The organism is Nitrosomonas sp. Nm58 (assembly GCF_900107335.1).
Lineage (GTDB): Bacteria > Pseudomonadota > Gammaproteobacteria > Burkholderiales > Nitrosomonadaceae > Nitrosomonas.
Genome location: NZ_FNPQ01000036.1, coordinates 1 through 21,084, shown reverse-complemented (window position 1 = coordinate 21,084; position 21,084 = coordinate 1). Strand labels below are relative to the sequence as shown.

At 49.4% G+C, this 21,084-nt stretch carries 15 protein-coding genes; 9 read left to right on the top strand and 6 right to left on the bottom strand.

All coding sequences use genetic code 11. The annotated features are described in order from the left end of the window. Positions 1 to 221 precede the first annotated feature (221 nt). On the bottom strand, positions 222 to 2,144 hold the full coding sequence (locus BLW34_RS11760) for an Ig-like domain-containing protein (protein ID WP_090579791.1): 1,923 nt from the start codon (positions 2,142 to 2,144) through the stop codon (positions 222 to 224). Between the two features lie 966 nt (positions 2,145 to 3,110). On the opposite strand from BLW34_RS11760, the gene BLW34_RS11755 reads away from it, so the two are divergent. Further along, positions 3,111 to 4,190, top strand: coding sequence for a type I restriction endonuclease (locus BLW34_RS11755; protein WP_090579804.1), 1,080 nt, complete (start codon positions 3,111 to 3,113; stop codon positions 4,188 to 4,190). Between the two features lie 261 nt (positions 4,191 to 4,451). On the opposite strand, the gene BLW34_RS11750 is transcribed toward BLW34_RS11755, so the two are convergent. The 4 genes from BLW34_RS11750 to dnaJ form a co-directional block, all read right to left on the bottom strand. Beyond that, the gene (locus BLW34_RS11750) at positions 4,452 to 5,705 is read right to left on the bottom strand and encodes a carboxylate-amine ligase (protein WP_256203770.1); all 1,254 of its coding nucleotides are present in this window, start codon (positions 5,703 to 5,705) and stop codon (positions 4,452 to 4,454) included. Continuing rightward, positions 5,696 to 7,168 carry a RimK family protein gene (locus BLW34_RS11745; RefSeq protein WP_090579789.1) on the bottom strand — a complete coding sequence of 491 codons (1,473 nt, stop codon included), beginning with the start codon at positions 7,166 to 7,168 and terminating at the stop codon, positions 5,696 to 5,698. The genes BLW34_RS11750 and BLW34_RS11745 overlap by 10 nt, the downstream gene beginning before the upstream one ends. Next, on the bottom strand, positions 7,165 to 7,902 hold the full coding sequence (locus tag BLW34_RS11740) for a C39 family peptidase (protein WP_090579787.1): 738 nt from the start codon (positions 7,900 to 7,902) through the stop codon (positions 7,165 to 7,167). The genes BLW34_RS11745 and BLW34_RS11740 overlap by 4 nt, the downstream gene beginning before the upstream one ends. An 81-nt stretch (positions 7,903 to 7,983) precedes the next feature. Next, positions 7,984 to 9,099 carry a molecular chaperone DnaJ gene (dnaJ, locus tag BLW34_RS11735; RefSeq protein WP_090579784.1) on the bottom strand — a complete coding sequence of 372 codons (1,116 nt, stop codon included), beginning with the start codon at positions 9,097 to 9,099 and terminating at the stop codon, positions 7,984 to 7,986. Positions 9,100 to 9,613: 514 nt separating this feature from the next. On the opposite strand from dnaJ, the gene gnd reads away from it, so the two are divergent. From gnd to BLW34_RS11700, 7 genes are all read left to right on the top strand, one after another. Beyond that, complete coding sequence (gene gnd, locus BLW34_RS11730; RefSeq protein WP_090579780.1) at positions 9,614 to 10,636, top strand: phosphogluconate dehydrogenase (NAD(+)-dependent, decarboxylating); 1,023 nt, start codon at positions 9,614 to 9,616, stop codon at positions 10,634 to 10,636. A gap of 1 nt (position 10,637) precedes the next feature. Beyond that, positions 10,638 to 12,068, top strand: coding sequence for a glucose-6-phosphate dehydrogenase (gene zwf / locus BLW34_RS11725; RefSeq protein WP_090579776.1), 1,431 nt, complete (start codon positions 10,638 to 10,640; stop codon positions 12,066 to 12,068). A gap of 336 nt (positions 12,069 to 12,404) precedes the next feature. Next, the gene (tkt, locus tag BLW34_RS11720; protein WP_090543813.1) at positions 12,405 to 14,462 is read left to right on the top strand and encodes a transketolase; all 2,058 of its coding nucleotides are present in this window, start codon (positions 12,405 to 12,407) and stop codon (positions 14,460 to 14,462) included. A gap of 230 nt (positions 14,463 to 14,692) precedes the next feature. Further along, the gene (locus BLW34_RS11715; protein WP_090579773.1) at positions 14,693 to 17,476 is read left to right on the top strand and encodes an intermembrane phospholipid transport protein YdbH family protein; all 2,784 of its coding nucleotides are present in this window, start codon (positions 14,693 to 14,695) and stop codon (positions 17,474 to 17,476) included. 94 nt (positions 17,477 to 17,570) lie between these two features. Next, positions 17,571 to 17,786, top strand: coding sequence for a YnbE family lipoprotein (locus tag BLW34_RS11710; RefSeq protein ID WP_256203769.1), 216 nt, complete (start codon positions 17,571 to 17,573; stop codon positions 17,784 to 17,786). Between the two features lie 30 nt (positions 17,787 to 17,816). Beyond that, complete coding sequence (locus BLW34_RS11705; RefSeq protein WP_090579767.1) at positions 17,817 to 18,170, top strand: YdbL family probable chaperone protein; 354 nt, start codon at positions 17,817 to 17,819, stop codon at positions 18,168 to 18,170. A gap of 146 nt (positions 18,171 to 18,316) precedes the next feature. Beyond that, entirely contained in the window at positions 18,317 to 19,801 is a 1,485-nt protein-coding gene (locus BLW34_RS11700; protein ID WP_090579764.1) for a high affinity choline transporter 1, read from the top strand. Between the two features lie 514 nt (positions 19,802 to 20,315). Here the strand turns inward: BLW34_RS11700 and BLW34_RS11695 are convergent. Next, positions 20,316 to 20,726 (bottom strand): nitrosocyanin, encoded by a 411-nt coding sequence (locus BLW34_RS11695; protein ID WP_090579761.1) that lies wholly within the window; start codon positions 20,724 to 20,726, stop codon positions 20,316 to 20,318. Positions 20,727 to 20,869: 143 nt separating this feature from the next. On the opposite strand from BLW34_RS11695, the gene BLW34_RS16545 reads away from it, so the two are divergent. Further along, positions 20,870 to 21,084, top strand: a 215-nt coding sequence (locus tag BLW34_RS16545) for a hypothetical protein (protein WP_218138849.1), incomplete at its 3' end; no start/stop codon positions are given.

The following is a 21,084-nucleotide window of genomic DNA, read 5'->3' as shown; positions in this document are numbered from 1 at the left end:
TGCTCGCTCATGCGAAAACTTGGCGACAGACCCGCATACAGTTGGCATGGGCGCAATTAGCCCGCCAGCGCATGAAATTGTCTTCTTTTGCAGTGATCACCTCCCTTTCAGCATTAATTCAGAGATTTCTAAAACCTTGAGACCAAACCGTGGGTTGACCTTCTAGTTCCCGCTTGACCACTCGTTAGGATGGGCAAATATAGTCAGCTTATTATTAGCAGTTAACGAACCGTCCAACTGAGAGCATTTGCCCAGCACTCAAAATTACGATTAGTGTGAAAACCTCGCACGCGCACTTTCATTTCACCCTTAGGTGACACATATTTATCTGGGCTCAGATTAATCACGGCCGATACAGTGACATCGTCTGTATTTCCAACCGTGCGCTTATCCAGCAGATCCCAATTGGCGGTCTTATAGTTATACAAATACAAGCTTTGCATAACGTTTTTTATAGAATACTGACCCTTATAACTTAGTGACAACTCAGACATGCTTGCGGGCCAATCAAGTATTGTTGTGGTCGCATACCAATCGGTGCTTCTGCCATCGGCAATTCGGTGAGACTTAATATCATAAGTATCGCTATCAACCTCTTTGAAGCTCTTAAGAGTTCCCCATTGGTATTCACCCGTGCTAATCGTAACAGTTTCAGGCAAATAAGTTGCCGGCGTCAGCATAGGGAGGGTAATGTTGATATAGACTACAGCTTTAGCTCCCACATTTTGGTCATCAACAATTGTATAGTTGAAACTATCGGTGCCTAATATATTAGGGGCAGGTATATAGGTAAAAGTCTTGTCACCATTGTCGCTAATTGTGCCGCCTCGGGAGCTTGTAGTATCGACAGTGGCAATGTTAATCCCGTCATTATCTGGGTCAAAATCGTTTTTTAGTAATTCCAAAGCGGTAATAATAACCGGTCTACCCTCAAAGGTAGTCACGTTATCGTCATTGGCTACTGGCGCCTGGTTTGGCGGTGAGATAAGTCTGAATCTGCCGGTATGGGTGCTAGTATCGATTTCAATGATCCCTGTAGTGGTGTCACGGTAATGAATAGGTTGAGCATTAGGCAAAGGATGAATCACAGAAGAAATAAACTCTCCAATATCTCCCAGATTGGGTCTCACATGAAAAGGCAAAGCGCTTGAGCAGGTTCCCCATGCTGAAAAACCGCTAGGCTCGCCCCAGGCCATGAAATCAAAACCATATAGCAATGTCGACCACCATGCATAATCGAACTTATTTTCTTCGAATAACAGAGTGCAATCCGCTTGATTTGGGCTAACATCTGCCTGAGTCGTGACGGTGGCAATCTGGGTGCCGTATTTCTGCTTATAGGCATATGCCTTGTCTGATCTGTCTGTCCAGATTTGCGGATCCAGGAAAGTACCATTGATAACTTGGAAATGTTCCAATAAATAGATATCCATAGCACCCAGATGTGCTGCCGCACCTTGTGGATTCATTTGAACTGATGACAGGGTATTTGCATAATAGCCTGTCGTATAAAGTACTTCATTGACAACCGCTGTCCCAAATACATCATCGGGGCTATAACCGTTAATGAATACCCTCAAGGATTTACTATGAACATAGTCCACAATTTCGTTCTGCACTATTCGAGAACTGCCAAAACCATATTCTGCTTCGTCCAGAAAGATGCCAGCGACACCCATATTAGACCATGCGTCGATACGCGCTTTCATTTCATCGACGGTAAGAGGTACAGGAATGCCGCTACACTGCCGAGCAGTATTCTCCCCACCAATAGACACATAGCCAAATACCTGCGTCTTGCCAAGGGGTGGTTGCAGCAGTTTAATAATTTGTTGAGTGAAGTCGTGATCGAAATGACTGTTTTGATCGCATCCGTAATACGGTATTTGACCAATTGCTCCGGTGTATTGCGGGAATTCAAGTGAATCCCCCAAAACTACCACATCATAGTCGTTAAAAACATCTACAGCGACACTGATATTGCCATTCGCGCCGTTGACTAAACTCGGCATGCCGTAATAGATAGCAAGATTCTTTGGAGTAATCGCACTCTGAGCAAGCACCGTATTAGATAACCATAGTGCCAAAGCAAAAAACAAACAACCATGCATAAAATATTGTGTAAATCTTGCTGATAAAATCATATCAACACCCCATTTAGAAATCCGCCATTTTTAACATCGTTACTTGAAATATTGAGCTTCCCACGTGACTGCCACGATAGTCCGCAACCCTAATTAAGCTTTGATACTTCAGTAGATTATCGAGATATGCTGATAAAGAAAATACGTGTAAATACGTATAGGTGATCCTTATTGAATACGACCAAAAAATTCATTTATCCTAAATTTCTCGGTTGAGGCTTCTTAAATCGTCCAAGAATCCTGCAGATTAAGCTGTTCTGCGAAGTGGAAAAGAGGGTCTACCATTGAAGTATCCCCACAAATTTAGCCTTTCTCCAATGAGTCGAAGTAGTCCACTAAAAGGATATACGCCTGCTCCAATATTGAAGCTGATAACTCAAAGGTTACATAGCGACAGGCAATTCGGGCGAGAAAAAATAACTGAATAAGGCGAGTGACCTGGCTGCTGTTGACTTTAATTTGCCGCTCGATATCACAGCCCCCTTTAAACCAAGGCCAGTACTCTGTAAGAGGGCTAACCCCCTTATTCTAGAGTATCCACTTTATTTATTAGCTATATTAAATAAGTGGTTAATAAATAAGATAATTACCCCCGTTGACATTGGTGTCAATAGCATGATACATGGATATCTGCAGCAACTTTACTTCACCAACAGAATAGGAGGCTACATGACGTCACTGTAAAAGATTTTCATAAAAATCAGATAATTAGATTATTAATGGGAAGTTTGGGTCTAATAAGGAGATAAGGGGCCTGACCTCTTTTCCACTCTTTTCTATTCTTCCTGGCTGGCTGGGAAAACAAGCAAATGCGAGGCTCAATCAATACCCTCTGCTATGCGGTGGTAAGGTGGGTGCGCGGTGAAAAGAAGACAAATCAAGCCAGACCCAGAGAAATTTAAAGCAGATCTGCTCGAATGGAAAAGCAAGAAGCAATTAACAATAATTTTTTATGGAGAACTATTTATGGATCTGATTGATCAACTCAAGGAACTGTCACTTCGCATCAAGAAAATTAAGGACACGATACAAACCGAAGAGGCAACAAAAAATGCTCTGATAATGCCCTTCATACAAATACTGGGCTATAACGTATTCGATCCAACAGAAGTGACCCCAGAGTTGATTGCGGATATCGGGATGAAAAAAGGCGAAAAAGTTGATTATGCCATTCTGATGAATGACAAACCCATCATGCTTTTTGAATGCAAAAAAAGCGGCAGTGATTTAAATACCAATCACGCATCACAGTTGTTTCGTTATTTTCATGTGACAGAAGCACGGTTTGGCGTGCTCACCAACGGAATCTCATATCGGTTTTTCACTGATCTGGAGCAGCCAAATAAAATGGATGAAAAGCCATTCTTTGAATTTAACATCCTGGATTTCAAAGACCAGCACGTTGAAGAGCTAAAGAAATTTACTAAGTCAGCATTCAATATTGAGTTGATATTGAATACTGCCAGCGATTTAAAATACACAAGGGCTATCCGTAACGTGCTGGCTGAATGGATGATCAACCCATCGGAAGATTTTGTCAGAATGGTATGCGCGGAAGTGCTCAATGGCAAGCGCATGACACCTGCAATTAAGGAGCAGTTCACTCAAATAACGAAGAATGCCTTCCATCAACTCATCGGTGAAAAAATCAATGAAAGATTGAAAATGGCGATGGAGCCGGCAGCAGAAATAAAAAAAGATGAGTCAGATGGAGATGACATAACCACCACAGCGGAAGAGCTTGAGGGATTTCGCATCATACGCGCAATTCTCCGTGAGATTATCGAGCCCAAGAGGGTGGTCATGAGGGACGCTAAAAGCTATTGCGCAATCTTGTGTGATGATAATAACCGCAAGCCTATTTGCCGCTTAAGATTCAATAATCCAGTAAGATTGACACTTGGCCTATTCGATGAAAAAGAAGAAAAGACAGTGCTTATAGATGATCTCTCAGATATCTACCAATACGCTGATCGGCTCAAAAAAACTGTTTCCATGTATATCAAGCAAGGCGAACCCTCACCTCAAGAAAGTGCAACCGCTTAAGTCATCACACCCTCCATGTCTGCGTAGTGTGAGCGAGTTAAGGGGGCACCCATTAGCCTTGCTCATATTTTCGGTAGAAGCGGCGGTGAAGATCATGTACCTGTTTCGTGAGGCCGGGTACTGGATCCTCCACCACTACCTCAGGGTCTGGCCCCGCCGCAAAAAATGAGGTAGATATTGACACGGTGTGCGATAGCCAACGTGCTCACCGCTGTTGACAAAATGAGTCGTTGAGGTCACATCTTCCTCTCTGCCCTAGCTTTAACCTATTCCACGAAACAGCCGTCCCTCATCCAAACAATCGCACAGTTCACGGTAAACGGCCTGTAGTCGTGTCTGGCTAAAATCTTGATCGATTGCGCGTAAAATGCGACGCGCCAGGGGGCCCTGTTCCAGGATAGTAGTTAATGCCTCTTGCCAGGGTTGCCTCGTCTGCTCCGGCATCATCGATACGATGAGATGCTGCCACAGCTCACGTGCTTCACAATGTTGTAGAGGAAAACCCAGCAGCGCCAGATATTGATGATCAGTGATCCTGGCTTGCTCACCATCCCGGATGCAGTCATGCAGGATCTTGACCAGAGCATCCGTGCTGATCGCCTGCTGATCCGCGAGTGCTGCGGTTCGTTGGTCATACAATGCATGCACGATGTCACGCACGACCGCGGCAATAGCCAGATCGACATATGGGCATTCCTGCACATCGATCACTCGGATTTCAATAGCATTGCGAACAAAACGAGCCACTGCGCCCCGTACATTGAGCCATTCGTGCTGCAATACGCCCTCTGAATCCAGCGCTGCGATTTCACGGTACATCGGCGCTAGAATCTGCGTTTCATATGAGGTATGGGTGGTGATCGTATCGGGTATTACTTTACCCATCGTCGAGGGAATTCTCATTTGATGCGTCAGGTAATACGCCATGCGGCTATCCAGAGAACCGGCATGATGCCCTTCGGTTATCGGTGAGCTCGCTGCCAAGGCAGGCAGGATGGGTAACAGCAGCCGGATGGCGGTATGCAGGCGGGCAAACTCGACATCGTCAGCAAATGACATATTTAAGTGCATACTCTGCAGGTTGGCCCAGCCATGACGCTTGCAATCAAAAATACGATCATAAGCGCGGTAAATTTCTGCGTTGCCATGAGGCCACAGCGCTGTCTCCAACCGGGGATTCATCCAGGGGTGCATGGCAGACGGCATCAGCTTTGCGCTCAGGGATTCAAGCTCACGGTTGATGCGCTGGATTTCGCTTTGAAACAACGCGGGAAGCGATTCAATAACCGGTTCGGGATGAGCATTCTTGAGCTCAATCAGATGCAGCACGATTTCATTAGACCAGGCCAGCCGGCCATGTTCGACTTCGGAAGCATATTCGCCCGAGAGTTGGTGCAGCAATTTATCCGCTATGGGCCGGATGGAAAGATTCTCGCGGTCGACAATCATGTACTCCAATTCAATGCCGTAGCCGGAAAAAACGGGCAAAGCAGGCAATGCGGCCTTCACCGCCACTCTCCCTGCTTGTGCCTATCCAATCGATGCAAGAATACCGTCATGATCTGCTGATACAGATCATCCTGGAGAATGCCGTCTTCATTGCCTGCATCAACATTGGGATTGTCATTGATTTCAATGACGTAACAGCGCTTGCCGACCTGCTTGATATCCACGCCATAAAAACCATCACCGATCAAATTGGCTGCTTTGAGCGCCATCTTCACTACTTTGGTTGGCGCTTCCTCCAGTGACACTGCTTGCGTCAGCCCTTCGACGTAATCGCGTTTCTGTTCTCCATGTTTGACGATCTGCCAGTGCCCCGGCGCCATGAAGTACTTGCAGACGAATAGGGGGCGACGGTCGAGTATGGCCACCCGCCAATCAAATTCAGTCGGCAGATATTCCTGGGCAACAATCAACTCCGATTTGCCCAGCAACTCGTTTACTTTGCAGCGCAATTCTTTTTCTGTCTCGACCTTGGCTACCCCCAGCGAGAATGAGCTATCCGGTTGCTTGAGCACACACGGCAAAGTGAGCGTGGGGATGACCTGTTCGACATTGTCTCGGTGCACCAGCAAGGTTCTCGGCACAGGAATGCGGCGGCGGGTCAGTAACTCAGCCAGATAAACCTTGTTGTTACACTTCAGGATGGAGTTCGGATCATCGATCACGACCAATCCTTCGGCGGCAGCCCGCCGCGAAAAGCGATAGGTGTAATGGTTGACATAGGTGGTATCGCGAATAAACAGCGCATCAAATTCGGGCAATCGGCCAAAATCAGTACGCGTAATGAACTCGACATGCATTCCCAGGTTCTCCGCAGCCTTCTCAAATTGTTTCATCGCCTTGGCATTGGACGGTGGCTCAGGATCGTTGGGATCACGCAAAATGGCTAAATCGTAGCGTGGCGCAATCAGTCGGGGTGACCACGGTTTACGCCCCGAAAAATAATCTGTGGCAGCCTGCACCACAAAATCCTGGTGTTGCGGCGGAATATCGCTCGCTGCAATGGTCTTGATGCTACGAAGGCGCCACTGGCCATCGTGGCGATCGAAATAAGCACGCAGCAACGGCGCTTGCAACAAATTAAACAGCTGACGGCTGAGTTGATCGTAATGTTTGGCCACATTGTGGCCAAAATAAATGCTGAGTTCGAAATGCTCAGATTTGATCGCTGACAGGGATTTTTGTATCCGCTCATCCAGATTCTCAGTAATCAATCGCACTAAACCTGGAGATTGCAGATCCTCGATCGCGTTCACCCGGGGAAAAGGCTTATGCCCGCGTGCCTCTGCGAGCAGCGAAACATAGTAGCCAAGGCTCTGGTAGCGGTAGGATTTACACAGATTGAATACCCGTGCTCTAAGCTGGCTGCCGTAAGCGGGATCCGTCAGATATACTCTCGCAGACACCACCGCGACATCGGGAATAGCCAGCGGCCAGTCACGAGGATTGCTCACGACGATGAGGATACTCATGGTAATTCAATCGCTGGTTGCTCGAGGGTTTGTGGCGGATGGATGATAAGCAAGTTAGAATCATACGTCACGATTCCTAACAGAATCGCGCCGATCACCCGGTCGATATTGCTCCAGTATTCCTGAGTCGGTCCATAGGGATCGGCCACGAGCAAGGTGCGTTTGGTACGGTTATAGCCATTGATGACTACGAAATGCCCAGCAGGAGAACCGCGTATATCATCCGGCACATCATCTGGCCCATGCTCGCGCGCAACACGGTACAAAAACGTCGAGCTCAAGCCAGTCAAAATCGGCAGGCCGCGACGCAATAGACCATGAATCAGTGAATGGGAGAGATCCACCAGCCGTAGCTGCCCGCCCAGACTGAGGAATTCCAGATAGCCTTCGGTCACGTAGCGCAACCTGCGATCCGTTTTGGCTTCACGCTGCTGTCGCAATCGCTCGGCAATATCCACCCCTGCAGCGAACCAGGTCGGGTCGAACACCTTCAGATTATAGGTATAGATCGTAGTCTGAAAACCATTGCGTAACGCATCACATGCCAGAAAAACATCAAATGTGCCGCTGCCGCTTTCCAGTTTGCGCGTGCGGGCAATAATATCTTCCAGTGAGTCGTGCTTCCCCCAATAGTGATAAACCGCATGCAGGCAGGTCGGGCCACAGGTGGTCTCATCGGGCTGCGGCAGTATCTTGACGGGTAAGTAATGTATCGGCCTCAGCTTGGCAATCATTCTGATCGGTATCCTATGAACAAGCTACTTATCATGTTAAGGAAAATCTGAATAAGTAGCTACTGTTGGTACAATGCTCACTTATTCAGATATTCCTTGATGCGGCTTGTGACTGATCGCACGCAATTGCTCATATAATTCGCGCTCCTCATGGGAAAGATGCTCCGGTACTTTCAAACGAATCCGCAAATAGAGATCACCCAGCCGGTCACTCTTGAATACAGGCAATCCTTTTCCTTTCAGACGCAGTATTGCATCAGACTGCGTGCCTGCAGGCACCGTCACCTCGATTGCTCCATCCAAGGTATGCACCTTCAGCGTGGCGCCGAGCACCGCATCGGAGAGAGGAAGCGTCACCGTGTGCCACAAATCCGCACCTGCTCGCTCGAAGCGCGCGTCTTCGCGTGTGCGCACCACGACAAACAGATCGCCAGCAACACCATCAGACGAAAGGCCTGGCATCCCTTTGCCAGCAATGCGCAATGCCATGCCTTCCTCGATCCCTGCCGGAATTTTTACCGTGAGCGTTTCTTCTTGTTCGACCTCGCCGCTGCCATGACATTGCGGACAGGGATGGTCATTGATGCTGCCACGCCCATGACAGGCCGAGCAGGGAACAATCTGTTGAATCAACAAATGTTCTTTTTCCTCCCGGTGGCTATATGTCATACGCCCCGTTCCGCCGCATGTTTTACATTTGCGTGGCGCAATCCCGCCTTCGCCACCGGTGCCATGGCAGGCAGAGCAAGCTACCGGCCGGGTCAAATGAACCACTTCTTCACCACCGGCTGCTACCCGCTCCAGCGTGACGTAAAGATCCATTTCGATATTCGCGCCACGGATCGATTCTGCCTGTTTCTTATGTCGACGAAAGAAACCATCAAACAGGTTGCCCATGCCGAAATCAAAATTGAGTCCACCGAAAATATCCTCAAAATTAATCCCGCTGAACAGGTCCTCCCGGCTGGTGCCGGCTACCCCGGCAAACCCCCGTGCATCATATTCAGCCCGCTTGGCAGGATCAGAAAGGATCGCATAAGCCTCGGCAATCTCCTTGAAACGTTCCTCCGCCCCAGGCTCCTTGTTGCGATCTGGGTGATACTTCAGCGCAAGGGTGCGAAACGCATCCTTGATCGCCTTTTGATCGACATCCCTGGCAATACCGAGCACTTCATAATAATCGCGTTGATCAGAAATAATATTTCTCCCGGTTGGGTTATCGTTATGAAGTCATTTTAGTTATTGGAAATACTTCTTCAAATTTTCTATGGATTGACTTTTGCCATTATGCAGCAACCCTATGTCATGATGAACATCATGTGCCGCTATTTTCCTATCGATCTGAGGGGAACCTTGGCTTCATGAATAAACGTCCGAGAGCGTTGTGGTTGGCGCGACCAGTCGAGCCATCAGCGCCGGGATTGATCTCCAGATCCCTCAGAGTTTAGAAAAATGGGCATTTATTTCATTACAACATCGCTTGACGATACTTTATCCAGAGCGCATTATTTTGTTCCAGTGAGCAATCAAATCGATGGGGCTTTCCTTATGGAAAGATTTTTTATTGACAAGATTCTCCAGATTCACAACATAACTACCAGCATCTCGGAAGAACAATAGAGCTTCTAGTTTGATTTGTCTTCTTTTGGCCCCAAGGTCCAGCAACGGGCAGAAAGAATGATTGAATCGAAATCAAGAGGGAGATAATTGGATGGAAGTTGGAATGATTGGTCTTGGGCGTATGGGGAGCAATCTGGTCCGGCGCTTAACTAAAGGCGGCCACTCGTGCATCGTTTATGACGTCAATGCTGACGCTGTTAAGGCGCTTACGGGTTCGGGCATTCAGAACGCCGACTCGCTTGGTGATTTTGCCTCCAAACTCTCTCAACCGCGTGTGGTCTGGATAATGGTGCCCGCAGGCGTCACCGGCAAGACAGTTTCGGATCTGGCAGCGCTGCTTTCAGCCGGCGATATCATTATTGATGGAGGCAACAGTTATTATCGCGATGATCAAGTGCGCGCCAAAACGCTCAAGGCACGCGGTATCCGCTACGTCGATTGTGGCACCAGCGGGGGTATATTCGGGCTTGAACGCGGATACTGCTTGATGATTGGTGGAGAAGATGACGTCATCCGGTATCTCGATCCAATTTTTAAAAGCATTGCGCCTGGTGTCGCGGCTGCACCACGCACGTTCGGTCGTGACGGCGCACCTGGCCCTGAAGAATATGGCTACTTGCACTGCGGTCCGGCTGGCGCGGGCCACTTCGTAAAAATGGTTCACAACGGCATTGAGTACGCCCTGATGGCGGCATATGCCGAAGGACTCAATATTCTCAAGCACGCAGACATCGGTTTGCGTTCAAGGGCGCAGGACGCCGAGACCACTCCGCTACGTGATCCCGATGCATACCAATACCCCATCGACATCGGTAAAGTAGCCGAGGTATGGCGCCGAGGCAGTGTGGTCGCATCTTGGCTGCTGGATTTAACGGCGGCTGCGCTTGCCGAAGATTCTGAGCTTAAGCAATTTTCAGGGCGCGTATCGGATTCGGGCGAGGGGCGCTGGACCACGCTCGCAGCTATCGATGAGGGTGTGCCGGCGCCGGTCATCAGCACCGCGTTATTCGGGCGTTTCGAGTCTCAAGGGGAGGCCGATTACGCCAATCGTATTCTCTCGGCGATGCGCAAACAGTTTGGTGGCCATGATGAAAAGCAAAAGGACGGGGCGTGATATGAGCGAATCTAACAGCGGCCTAACGCCATCCGATGCGCTCGTGTTTTTTGGTGCGACAGGCGACCTTGCGTACAAAAAGATATTCCCCTCGCTCTATGCGATGGTCAAGCGAGGCATGCTAAGGATTCCGATAGTCGGCGTTGGCTTTTCAGGCTGGAATCTAGCGCAACTGCGCGACCGGGCAAAAGACGGCATAAAACATTCCATTAAAAACGTCGATCCCAACGTCCTAAACCAATTGCTCTCGCTGTTGCGCTATGTGGACGGTGACTATAGAAATCCAGAGACATTTCAAGCGCTCAGGCAAGCGCTTGACGGCGTCTCGCATCCAGCCTTCTACCTGGCCATTTCCCCCGCCTTCTTCGCTGCAGTCATCAAGGATCTTGGTTCAGCCGGCTTGGCTGAGCACGCCCGCATCATTGTGGAAAAGCCTTTCGGCCGCGATCTGGCTTCGGCCCGCGAGCTTAATCACGCCGCGCATTTAGTTTTTCCGGAAACTTCAATCTTTCGCATCGATCACTTTCTTGGCAAGGAAGCCATTGAAAACATTCTCTATTTCCGGTTCGCAAACTCTTTTCTGGAACCGATCTGGAATCGCAATTACGTGGAGAGCGTCCAGATTACCCTTTCGGAAGATTTTGGAGTAGAGGGTCGAGGCAGCTTCTACGACGGCGTCGGCTGTCTGCGCGACGTGGTTCAGAATCATCTCTTTCAGATAGTCGCTCTTTTAGCGATGGAGCCTCCTGCCGAACAAAATTTTGAAGCGCAGCGAAGCGAAAAAGCCAAGGTATTCCGGGCGATGCATCCGCTAAATCCGGAAGATCTGGTAAGAGGTCAGTTTGAAGGCTATCTTCAGGAACCGGGTGTCGCTAAGGGCTCCGACACAGAGACTTATTGCGCCCTACGGCTGTTCATTGATTCGTGGCGCTGGGCAGGCGTACCGTGGTACCTGCGCTCAGGCAAATGCTTAGCCGAGAGTGCTGCAGAGATACTGGTCCAGTTCAAAGCCCCGCCCCAGAAATTGTTCGAAGATGCTTGGCCGGCGTCTGGCCGGGCTAATTATTTACGTTTCAAGTTATCCCCTTGTCCCGCTATTGCTCTCGCCGCACGTGTCAAGCGAGTGGGAGAGGAATTTATTGGCGATCAAAAAGAGCTTTATCTCCTCAATGCCCAACCAGACGAGCAAGCCCCTTATGAGCGCCTGTTAGGCGACGCATTAGCGGGTAATAGCGCACTTTTTATTCGACAGGATGCGGTAGAAGCTGCTTGGGCGGTTCTTGACAGGGTTCTGACGAAGCATCACCCGGTTTGCCTGTATAAACCCGGTAGCTGGGGACCGAATGAAGCTGATGTCCTTATTAAGAATTATGGAGGATGGCACAATCCTCAAGAGTTTGATCGTGCAACGGCTAGAGAAGCCCATTTATGAAGGATTTCTGGTAACGATTACGCCCGCTTGCGAACTGGATTGATGTTTTCCATCGCAATGCACACAGATTGGGCATACGGATACCCAGTGTTTTCTGAAGAATGAGAAAAACGTTCTGGAGAAGGTAAGCAGCTATGAAAATCATTCATGTGGGTGGAGCACATATCAAGGAATTGCTAAGGTGTTAACGCGAATTTATGAAATATTCGGGCTAAAATATGATTAGCGGCTTAGTCCTTCATTACAATTTATTCCCTTCCATCAAAGTGCCAAATAGTCTGGAAGCGGGTGTGCCAGTGGACGCGAGAAATTGATTGCATTCTACAAGGAAAGCGCATGACCAACGTTGAACTCGATCAGTTGTCTATCAATACTATCCGTACGCTGTCGATCGATGCCGTGCAAGCGGCCAATTCTGGCCATCCCGGTACAGCTATGGCGCTTGCCCCCCTTGTCTACACCCTCTGGAATCGCATCATGCAGTTCGATCCGCAGGATCCGATCTGGCCCAATCGAGACCGGTTCGTGCTGTCGAACGGGCACGCGTCGATGCTGTTGTGGTCAGTGCTGCACTTAACGGGTACACGCGCGGTCAATGCAGACTACGAGAGGCTGGGACAGCTTTCGGTGACACTGGAAGATATTCGCCGTTTCCGCCAGTTCGGTAGCAAAGCTCCGGGTCACCCTGAGTATCACTGGGTATCGGGAGTAGAGGTCACCACGGGTCCGCTCGGACAAGGTATAGCAACCAGCGTGGGTATGGCGATTGCCGGGAAGTGGCTCGCAAGCCGCTATAACCAGCCGGTTTTCAACCTCTTCGACTATAATATCTACACTATTTGTAGCGATGGAGACCTAATGGAAGGCGTAGGGTCAGAGGCTGCTTCATTGGCTGGCCATCTTGCCCTCGATAATCTCTGCTGGATCTACGACAACAACCGCATCACTATTGAAGGCAGCACCCAGCTTACGTTCACGGAGGATGTGGCGACGCGATTCCTCAGTTATCATTGGAGTGTCCTGCGATTGAGTGACGCAAACGACACCGAACAAATTGATCACGCCCTCAAGGTATTCCAGAAAACCAAAGGCCGGCCCACAATCATCATTCTCGACAGTCACATTGGCTACGGTTCGCCGAATCGACAGGATACCGCTGCAGCTCACGGTGAGCCGCTCGGTCCGGACGAAGTTCGCTTTACCAAACGTGCCTACGGCTGGCCTGAGGATGCGCAGTTCCTTGTGCCGGAAGGGGTGCGCGAGCATTTTGCTGCTGGCATTGGCGCGCGGGGAGCATCAGCGCATCGTGCATGGACAGCGCTGTTTGCTGATTATCGTGCCCAGTATCCTGAGCTCGCCATTGAAATCGATCAGATGCAGCGACGTGAATTGCCGGCCGACTGGGATCGCAACCTTCCAGTTTTTTCCAAGGATCCTAAGGGACTGGCAGGACGGGAGACTTCGGGTAAAGTGCTGAACGTGCTAGCGCAAAACATTCCTTGGTTGATCGGCGGTTCTGCGGACCTTGGCCCGTCGACCAAAACCTTGTTGACTTATCCAGGTGCGGAAGATATCCAGGCCAAAACGCCGGGAGGCAAGAATCTACATTTCGGTATCCGCGAGCACGCCATGGGTGCGATCGTAAATGGGTTGTCGTTATCCAAGCTGCGGTCTTACGGCGCCACCTTCTTTATCTTTAGTGACTACGCGCGGCCTGCGATTCGCTTGTCGGCCCTGATGGAGTTGCCAACTATCTTTGTATTCACTCACGATGCCATGGGCGACGGAGAAGATGGTCCGACGCACCAACCGATCGAGCATCTTGCCTCTTTGCGCGCCATCCCTGGCCTGACGCTTTTGCGTCCTGGCGATGCCAACGAAGTAGTCGAAGCATACCGTGTCATTATGCAACTGCGCCACCGCCCGGCTGCCTTGGTGTTGTCGCGCCAAGCGCTTCCGACGTTGGACCGCAGTAAATATGCGCCAGCTTCTGGCGTGGCTCACGGGGCTTATGTGCTCGCTGACGCGCCGGGCGGCAAGCCTGAGATTATACTGATCGCAACTGGCAGCGAGATCAGTCTTGCTGTGCAAGCCCATGAGCAGCTCATTTCTGAAGGCATCTTCTCCCGCGTTGTGTCCATGCCATCATGGGATATCTTTGAGCACCAAACGCAGGCATACCGTGACAGTGTACTGCCCTCCACAGTAAAGGCACGCATCGCGATTGAACAGGCATCCACCTTCGGTTGGGAACGCTATGTAGGCAATAGCGGCCGTATCGTAGGTATGCAGACCTTTGGCGCCTCAGCTCCCTTAAAAGAACTACAGAAAGAATTCGGCTTTGAGCCGGAACGAGTGGTGATGATCGCAAAAGAAATACTGGGAAAGACATAGCAAGATCTAACGATCGCTACTATCAAAAATAATTATTTCTGAGCTGTTTAAGGACAATGTTTGGGCCAGTTCTTTAGGCAGATAATAATTTACACCACGCATTCTTTTCACTCGGCTTCCGGATCGGGCTAAAAGAGGAGTTTAGGGTAATATCTCTAAATGCCATGGTTGGAATCTATGATCAGCTTAACGGCTACAATAGATTTTGTTAGTTATTTCAAACAGTATTAATGAGCAAAATAGGCAAACATTTAGCTACCTGGTTACTGACTTTGGCTAGCCTTGCCATTATAACCGGCATGGGTCTCTATACATTTCGCGTCCCGCTGATAGCCTCGCTCATCAGCTATCAGTTACGCGAACAAAATATTCCGATGCCATCTCTTTCGGTTGTAGATATTTCGCTTAATAGCCTGTTATTACGCGACCTGACGATAGGTACCGCTAAGGAGCTGCATGCTGACAAGATTTATGTCTCCTGGCATTTGCGCGATCTGCTCGCAGGAACGGTAGACTCGGTTGAAATGAGTGGACTACAAATGGCGCTCGATCTGAGCGGGGAACGGCCTCCTTTGGGCTCACTGCAACCTCTGCTTTCCTCCGCTGGCGAAAATTCGAATCCGATCCGGTTGCCTGCCATTTCATTCAGGGATTCGGCTATTCATGTGCGTTCAGCTTGGGGCGATGCGGTCATCGCGCTGACTGGCAATCTCGATCAAACTCAATCAGACACGCTCTTTATCGGCCTCGATGCTGAAATCACCGGCCCAGCGGGTCAGGCCAAAAGCTCGCTTGCGGTCACTCTGGATGCCCAAGGAAATCTGCAGGGCAAGATGACTATTGCAGAAGGCAGGTTGAGTCTGCCCGAGGCGCAAATTTCCAGTTTCACGGGCGATGCAGCCTTCATGCTCGTGGCGAGGCGCCCGCAGCATATTAGTGCTGAATTCCTGCTAGCCGATATCCATCTGCCAGGGAGTGGCCAGGTAGAGCCACCATCCGAGCAAGTCTTTGAACAGGCCAGATTCAGTTTGCATATGGATGAATCAAATGCACGGTTAATCGGAAAATTACTGACTTCCGCTGATACACTCGTGGCAGAGTTGGATGTTACGGCGCGTTATTATCTCAATGCACCTGATATCAATCTCGTTTTCAATGCCAATAGCCCAGCCAGGCATTATCCCTGGCAATTGCTTGGCCTTGCTCAGCCCAGCGCAGGATCGGTAGTATTAGCGATGAAAATCAGCGGACAGACTCCTCCCTTCCTGGAGTTCCGCCACGATGGCCTGAATGGATTGAGCTGGCTGCAACACAGTACGCTGACCGGGCAAGCTCAGCTTGAACTGCAAGCGCTCAGCTTTCCGCAAAAGGTAACTAATCTTAACGGCAAGCTTGGGCTTGACGTAGCCTTCGCCCAGGGTTCTGGCAAGCTTGATCTGCATGTTGATGCAGATCGGCTGGTTGCCGGGCAGTTGATTGCTCGCCGGGTTGCTGTTGCCTTGCCGATGCAGATCCACCTCGATCAGGATATCTGGCGAATGGCGCTGCAAAAGGTGGGGCGGGCCACGCTCGATGCGATTGATCCGATCCATGCCGTTAGCCTTAAGGATCCTTTAAACCTGTCTATTTCCCGGGCGGATATCGAGCTGGTGAAAAAGCCGCAAGGCCTGGTACTCAAACATCACCTCGCCGCAGCAGCAACAGCCTTCACGCTGCTGGTCGAGCAAGAAGAGGCGCAAGCGGTTGAAGCGCAAATTCATCCCGGGAAGATAACCTTGAGTGGAGGACTTGTTGCAGGTGAAGAATACCAAGGCCGGGGCGCCATCAAGGGTATGAGTCTCACCCTGCCGCAATTGCGCCTGCAGCTGACTAATATTGCGGCGGCGCTCCAGCTGGGCACAGGAACCGGCAAGATCGCTGACTTCACCATCAGCCAACTGCACCACCAAACATCCACACCCTATTTCGCCCCCCTTTCCGTTTCCGGCAGCATTCAATCCGTTCAGGGTCAATCCAGTGTGTATGCGATGGACGTCGCTGGTGGCACGCCGGGATTACGCTACCTGACACTCACTGGCAAGCTGGCGCTCGATAAGGGTGATGGCATGCTAAAGGTAGCAATTACTCCCTTAACCTTTGCAGCCGGCGGCCTGCAACCTAAAACACTTTTACCCGCTCTTGCCCAGTTGGAGGATGTGAGCGGCATGGTCAGCGCCCGTGCTCAATTCGAATGGTCCAGGGAAGGCATGCGCAGCAGCGGCGTAGTTGATCTCGATCATGTATCGTTTGTGCATCCAACCACCAAAATCAGCAATCTGAATGCGACGCTGAGTTTAAATGACTTGTTATCACCCAGCAGCCCATCGCGGCAGACCCTTACCATTCAGCGCATCGATCCCGGTATTCCCCTGGAAAGACTGGTGGTTTTCTACCAAATTGAAGGCTCCCCGCCTCGAATCGCCCTCGAGAAAGCAGATCTCTTCCTGCTCGGAGGGAGCGTGTCCTTAGGGCCTGCCATCATCGATCCAGTTTCTGCCCGCAACGATTTTGTGATACGCGTGGATGATATTGATCTCGAGGTTCTGTTCGATCAGATTCAGGTAGAAGGATTGACGGGAAATGGTCGTGTCAGTGGCAGTATTCCGATTACGTTTGAAGGCAGTCAGATCACCATACGAAACAGCCATCTCGTGGCGGAAGCGCCCGGCGTGCTGCACTTCCAATCTGACAAAGCCTCGCAATTGCTAGCCAGCGCAGGCAAAGAAATGGATTGGCTACTTCAGGCGCTGCAGGATTTTCACTATAGCGAACTGTCCCTAAAACTGGATAAGTCCGCAGCGCATGACCTGGTGGCCACCCTCTCCCTGCTGGGAAATAATCCCAATGTTAAAGAGGGACAGATGTTTCGCTTGAATCTCAATCTTGAAAGTAATATTGGCGAGATTCTGCAGGCTGTTGGTCAAGGCTACAGGCTATCCAGCGAAGTGTTGCGCGACCTATTCAAATTACATTAAGCTGTATTCCGCAAAATTGTATATGCTGTTATGCTCATTAGCCGATTCCAGCAGAGATCTCGCTCGGGGAGGCCATCAGAAAAGGAGTGCAACCGTGTACAAAACTCATCGAACCAAAGAGATTCCATCGGCTATAGGATCATGGATACTTTGCTGTCTGGTAATCACCGCATGCGCGCCAACCGTCAAAGTTAAAGCGCCTAAAGAGCCCATCACTATTAACCTTAATGTCAAGCTAGATGCCGATATACGTGTAAAGCTTGAAGAAGAGGCAAAAAAAGATATTGAAGCCAATCCGAATGTCTTCTAGTGCCCAAATTAGATCGATAAGGAGAATATCATGCTGCGTATGCCAAGCATTCTAAAAACAAAACCCCTATTGGGAATCATTAGCACTGTTTTGCTGATACTGTCACTCTATGGAGCACCGGCATGGGCCGATAATCTTGAACAGCTGCGTGCCTCAGGCGCGATAGGTGAAAGCTATAGCGGCTATGTGGTTGCCAGAAATCCTGGCGCTCAAGCAGAGGCTAATGCCATTAATGCTCAACGCAGAGCGATTTATCAGGAAAAGGCTGCGGCACAAGGTGTAAGCGTCGATCAAGTTGGAAAAGTTTATGCCGCCGAAATATTCAAGAAAATTCCTGCTGACACCTGGATTCAAAACAATAATGGGCAGTGGGTACAAAAATGATGACGATAACGGGTAAGCCCTGATCAACATTAAGGGATAACGAGACGCGTGACGAGATAGGGTTTGAGCGTTTATTTTCCTCATCTCCATCAGTATAATCCTGCCTGGCTAAATACTAATTTTTATCACTTTTTGGTGAGGCGGTCATGCTGCTGTGGTTTGTTATTTTCTACCTGATGGTTTCCGTGGGCATTGGCCTCTATGCTGCCACGCGCGTGCACAGCGCTAAGGACTTTGCGGTTGCTGGTCGCTCGCTGCCGTTGCATGTCGTGACCGCTACGGTGTTTGCTACCTGGTTTGGCGCAGAGGCGGTGTTCGGCGTACCAGCCACTTTCGTTAAGGAAGGCTTAACTGGTGTAGCTGCTGATCCGTTTGGTTCCTCAATGTGTCTGGTCATCGCCGGCATTCTTTTCTCGCGCTACCTCTACCGGCTCAACATCCTTACGCTCGGCGACTTTTACCGCATGCGTTACAACCGCGCAGTCGAAGTGCTCACCTCGCTCTGTATCGTTGCGGCCTATCTGGGTTGGGTGGCGGCGCAGATCAAGGCGCTCGGCTTGATTTTTTACGTCGTCACCGATGGTGCGGTCAGTCAGGAAACAGGCATGATACTCGGCACCGCTATCGTGCTCACCTATACAACTTTCGGTGGCATGTTCTCTGTGGCGATCCTGGATTTTGTGCAGATGTTTGTATCAATGAGCGGCCTGCTTCTCATCGCCTGGATTATCAGCGGTAAAGTCAGCGGGGGGGCCATGGCGGTTATTGACCATGCCAGCCTGGCAGGTAAGCTCAATTTTTTTCCGGAAATGGATCCATTGAAGTGGATTGCCTTTCTCGGCGCCTGGGTTACGATGATGCTCGGTTCCATTCCGCAGCAGGATGTGTTTCAACGCATTACCTCGGCGAAGAGTGCTCATGTTGCCCTGTGGGGCTCGATACTGGGTGGATCGATTTATTTCTGTTTTACCTTTGTGCCGATGTTCATTGCCTATTCTGCAACCATGATCGACCCAGAATTATTTTCAAAATTGCTGGAAGAGGATTCCCAATTGTTACTGCCGACGCTGGTATTGCAGCACACGCCACTGGTTGCCCAGGTGCTGTTTTTCGGTGCAGTGATATCAGCGATCATGAGTTGTTCGTCCGCAACATTGCTCGCGCCATCCGTTACTTTTTCTGAGAATGTGATCCGTGGTTTTTGGCCGAAAATGGGTGATCGCCAGTTCCTTTGGGTTATGCGGGCAACGCTGGTGGGTTTTGGAAGTATCGTGCTCGCGTTCGCGCTGAATTCTGAATCTTCTATTTTTGAAATGGTGGAAAGCGCTTACAAGGTCACGCTTGCCGGTGCATTCGTGCCACTGCTTTGTGGCATATTTTGGAAGCGGGCCACCACTCAGGGTGCGCTAGCGGCTATTCTCGGTGGCTTGCTCTCCTGGCTCATGATCGAAATCCTGATCGGCGAAGAAAGTCTGATACCGCCACAATTAATCGGGCTTGGCATTTCCGCATTGGGTATGATCGCCGGTTCATTGCTGCCACAGTGGATCGGCCACAAAATACCTGGTCGCCCCTTGCACGAATTGCAGCATCACGCGGCTATGGAAACGCATCACGTTGCATCGCGCTAGTTTTTGTCATCGAACTCCCTGCTACGATCAGAGCCAGCGCGGCAGCCAGATTACATGGCTGTTTTTTCAACTTAAATTCCTCAATTGAAATTTATGGTAAGAACAGCTAAAAACCCAATACTGTAAACGGTTTATGGCTAAAAATATTAACTGCTCCTCAGTTGCCATATACAAGCTGAAAGCAAGGTATGGCAACACTTTCAGATGATTTTGATTGTCTCATTAAAATCTCACCCAACTGGTGATGCTAAGAATCCCCCAAAACCTTAATCTACAGGATTCTTGAACGATTAAGAGACTTCAATTGAGCAAAATAGGATAAAGGTTTTTCCGGAACGATCTACCAAGTAATGACTGTGGATTGTGTTAAGCAGGTGTTGGAATGATAGCGGAGGCTGGTCTTGCGAACTCCGCAACATAAACAGTATGGCCGGGCTGGCCCGGCCATACGATAAGTCGTAAAAGAAATGTTGGATGCTCTGTTACTGTTTCTTCACAGGCTCCATCAAACTCATTATTCTATGACGTTCAGAGAGCCAGGCAGGTGGATGTTTTTAGGATGGAGCTGACACCAAATAGTAAAGGCACCAGCTTTATCAGCTACAAAAGAGATGGTCTTGGTTTCTCCTGCTTTGATTACTTCTTGAATTCCATATTCATCAATGGAAAATCCTTCGCTGATAGGAGATTTGTTTTCTACGGTAATTTTTACAGTGGTTCCTTTGTGGACGGTCAGTGTCTCAGGCTCATTGAGAACATTAAAAGCGCGAATGTTCTTCACTGTCACGCCTTCGATGTTAAGCTCAGGAATAGTGGTGTCATAAGCGTTAACAATGACCTTGAAGTTTTGTTCCGCTGCTTGAGCAGTGCCTGCTAGCAACAATCCAAGAGCAAAACTCATGCACAATGTTTTGGTTATTTTCATCTTTACTTCCCTCCATTAAAATTTATGGTTTATTTAGTGAAATTAGCGCTTACACTTTTTGACGGTACCTACGATTACCAGCACCTTAGTCAACAGAATAACCCCCCCTGTATACCAGTCTGATCATTCAAGGGGGTTATTCGTTGTTAGAATTGAACTTTTGTTCATGTTTTTCTAAAGACTTGCCTTTTTCTTTTAATACCTGGTATCGGCATGATACTTTAGATGGGATGATCAAGGATGTCAATATCATTGCTAATTTAAGAAGATACTCTCTTATTTCGCAACCATTTTTGGAAAAATCATGCCGCCTCCATGTCGAAGAACTTGCTACCGTCAAAGGGTTGTTTGTTATGTA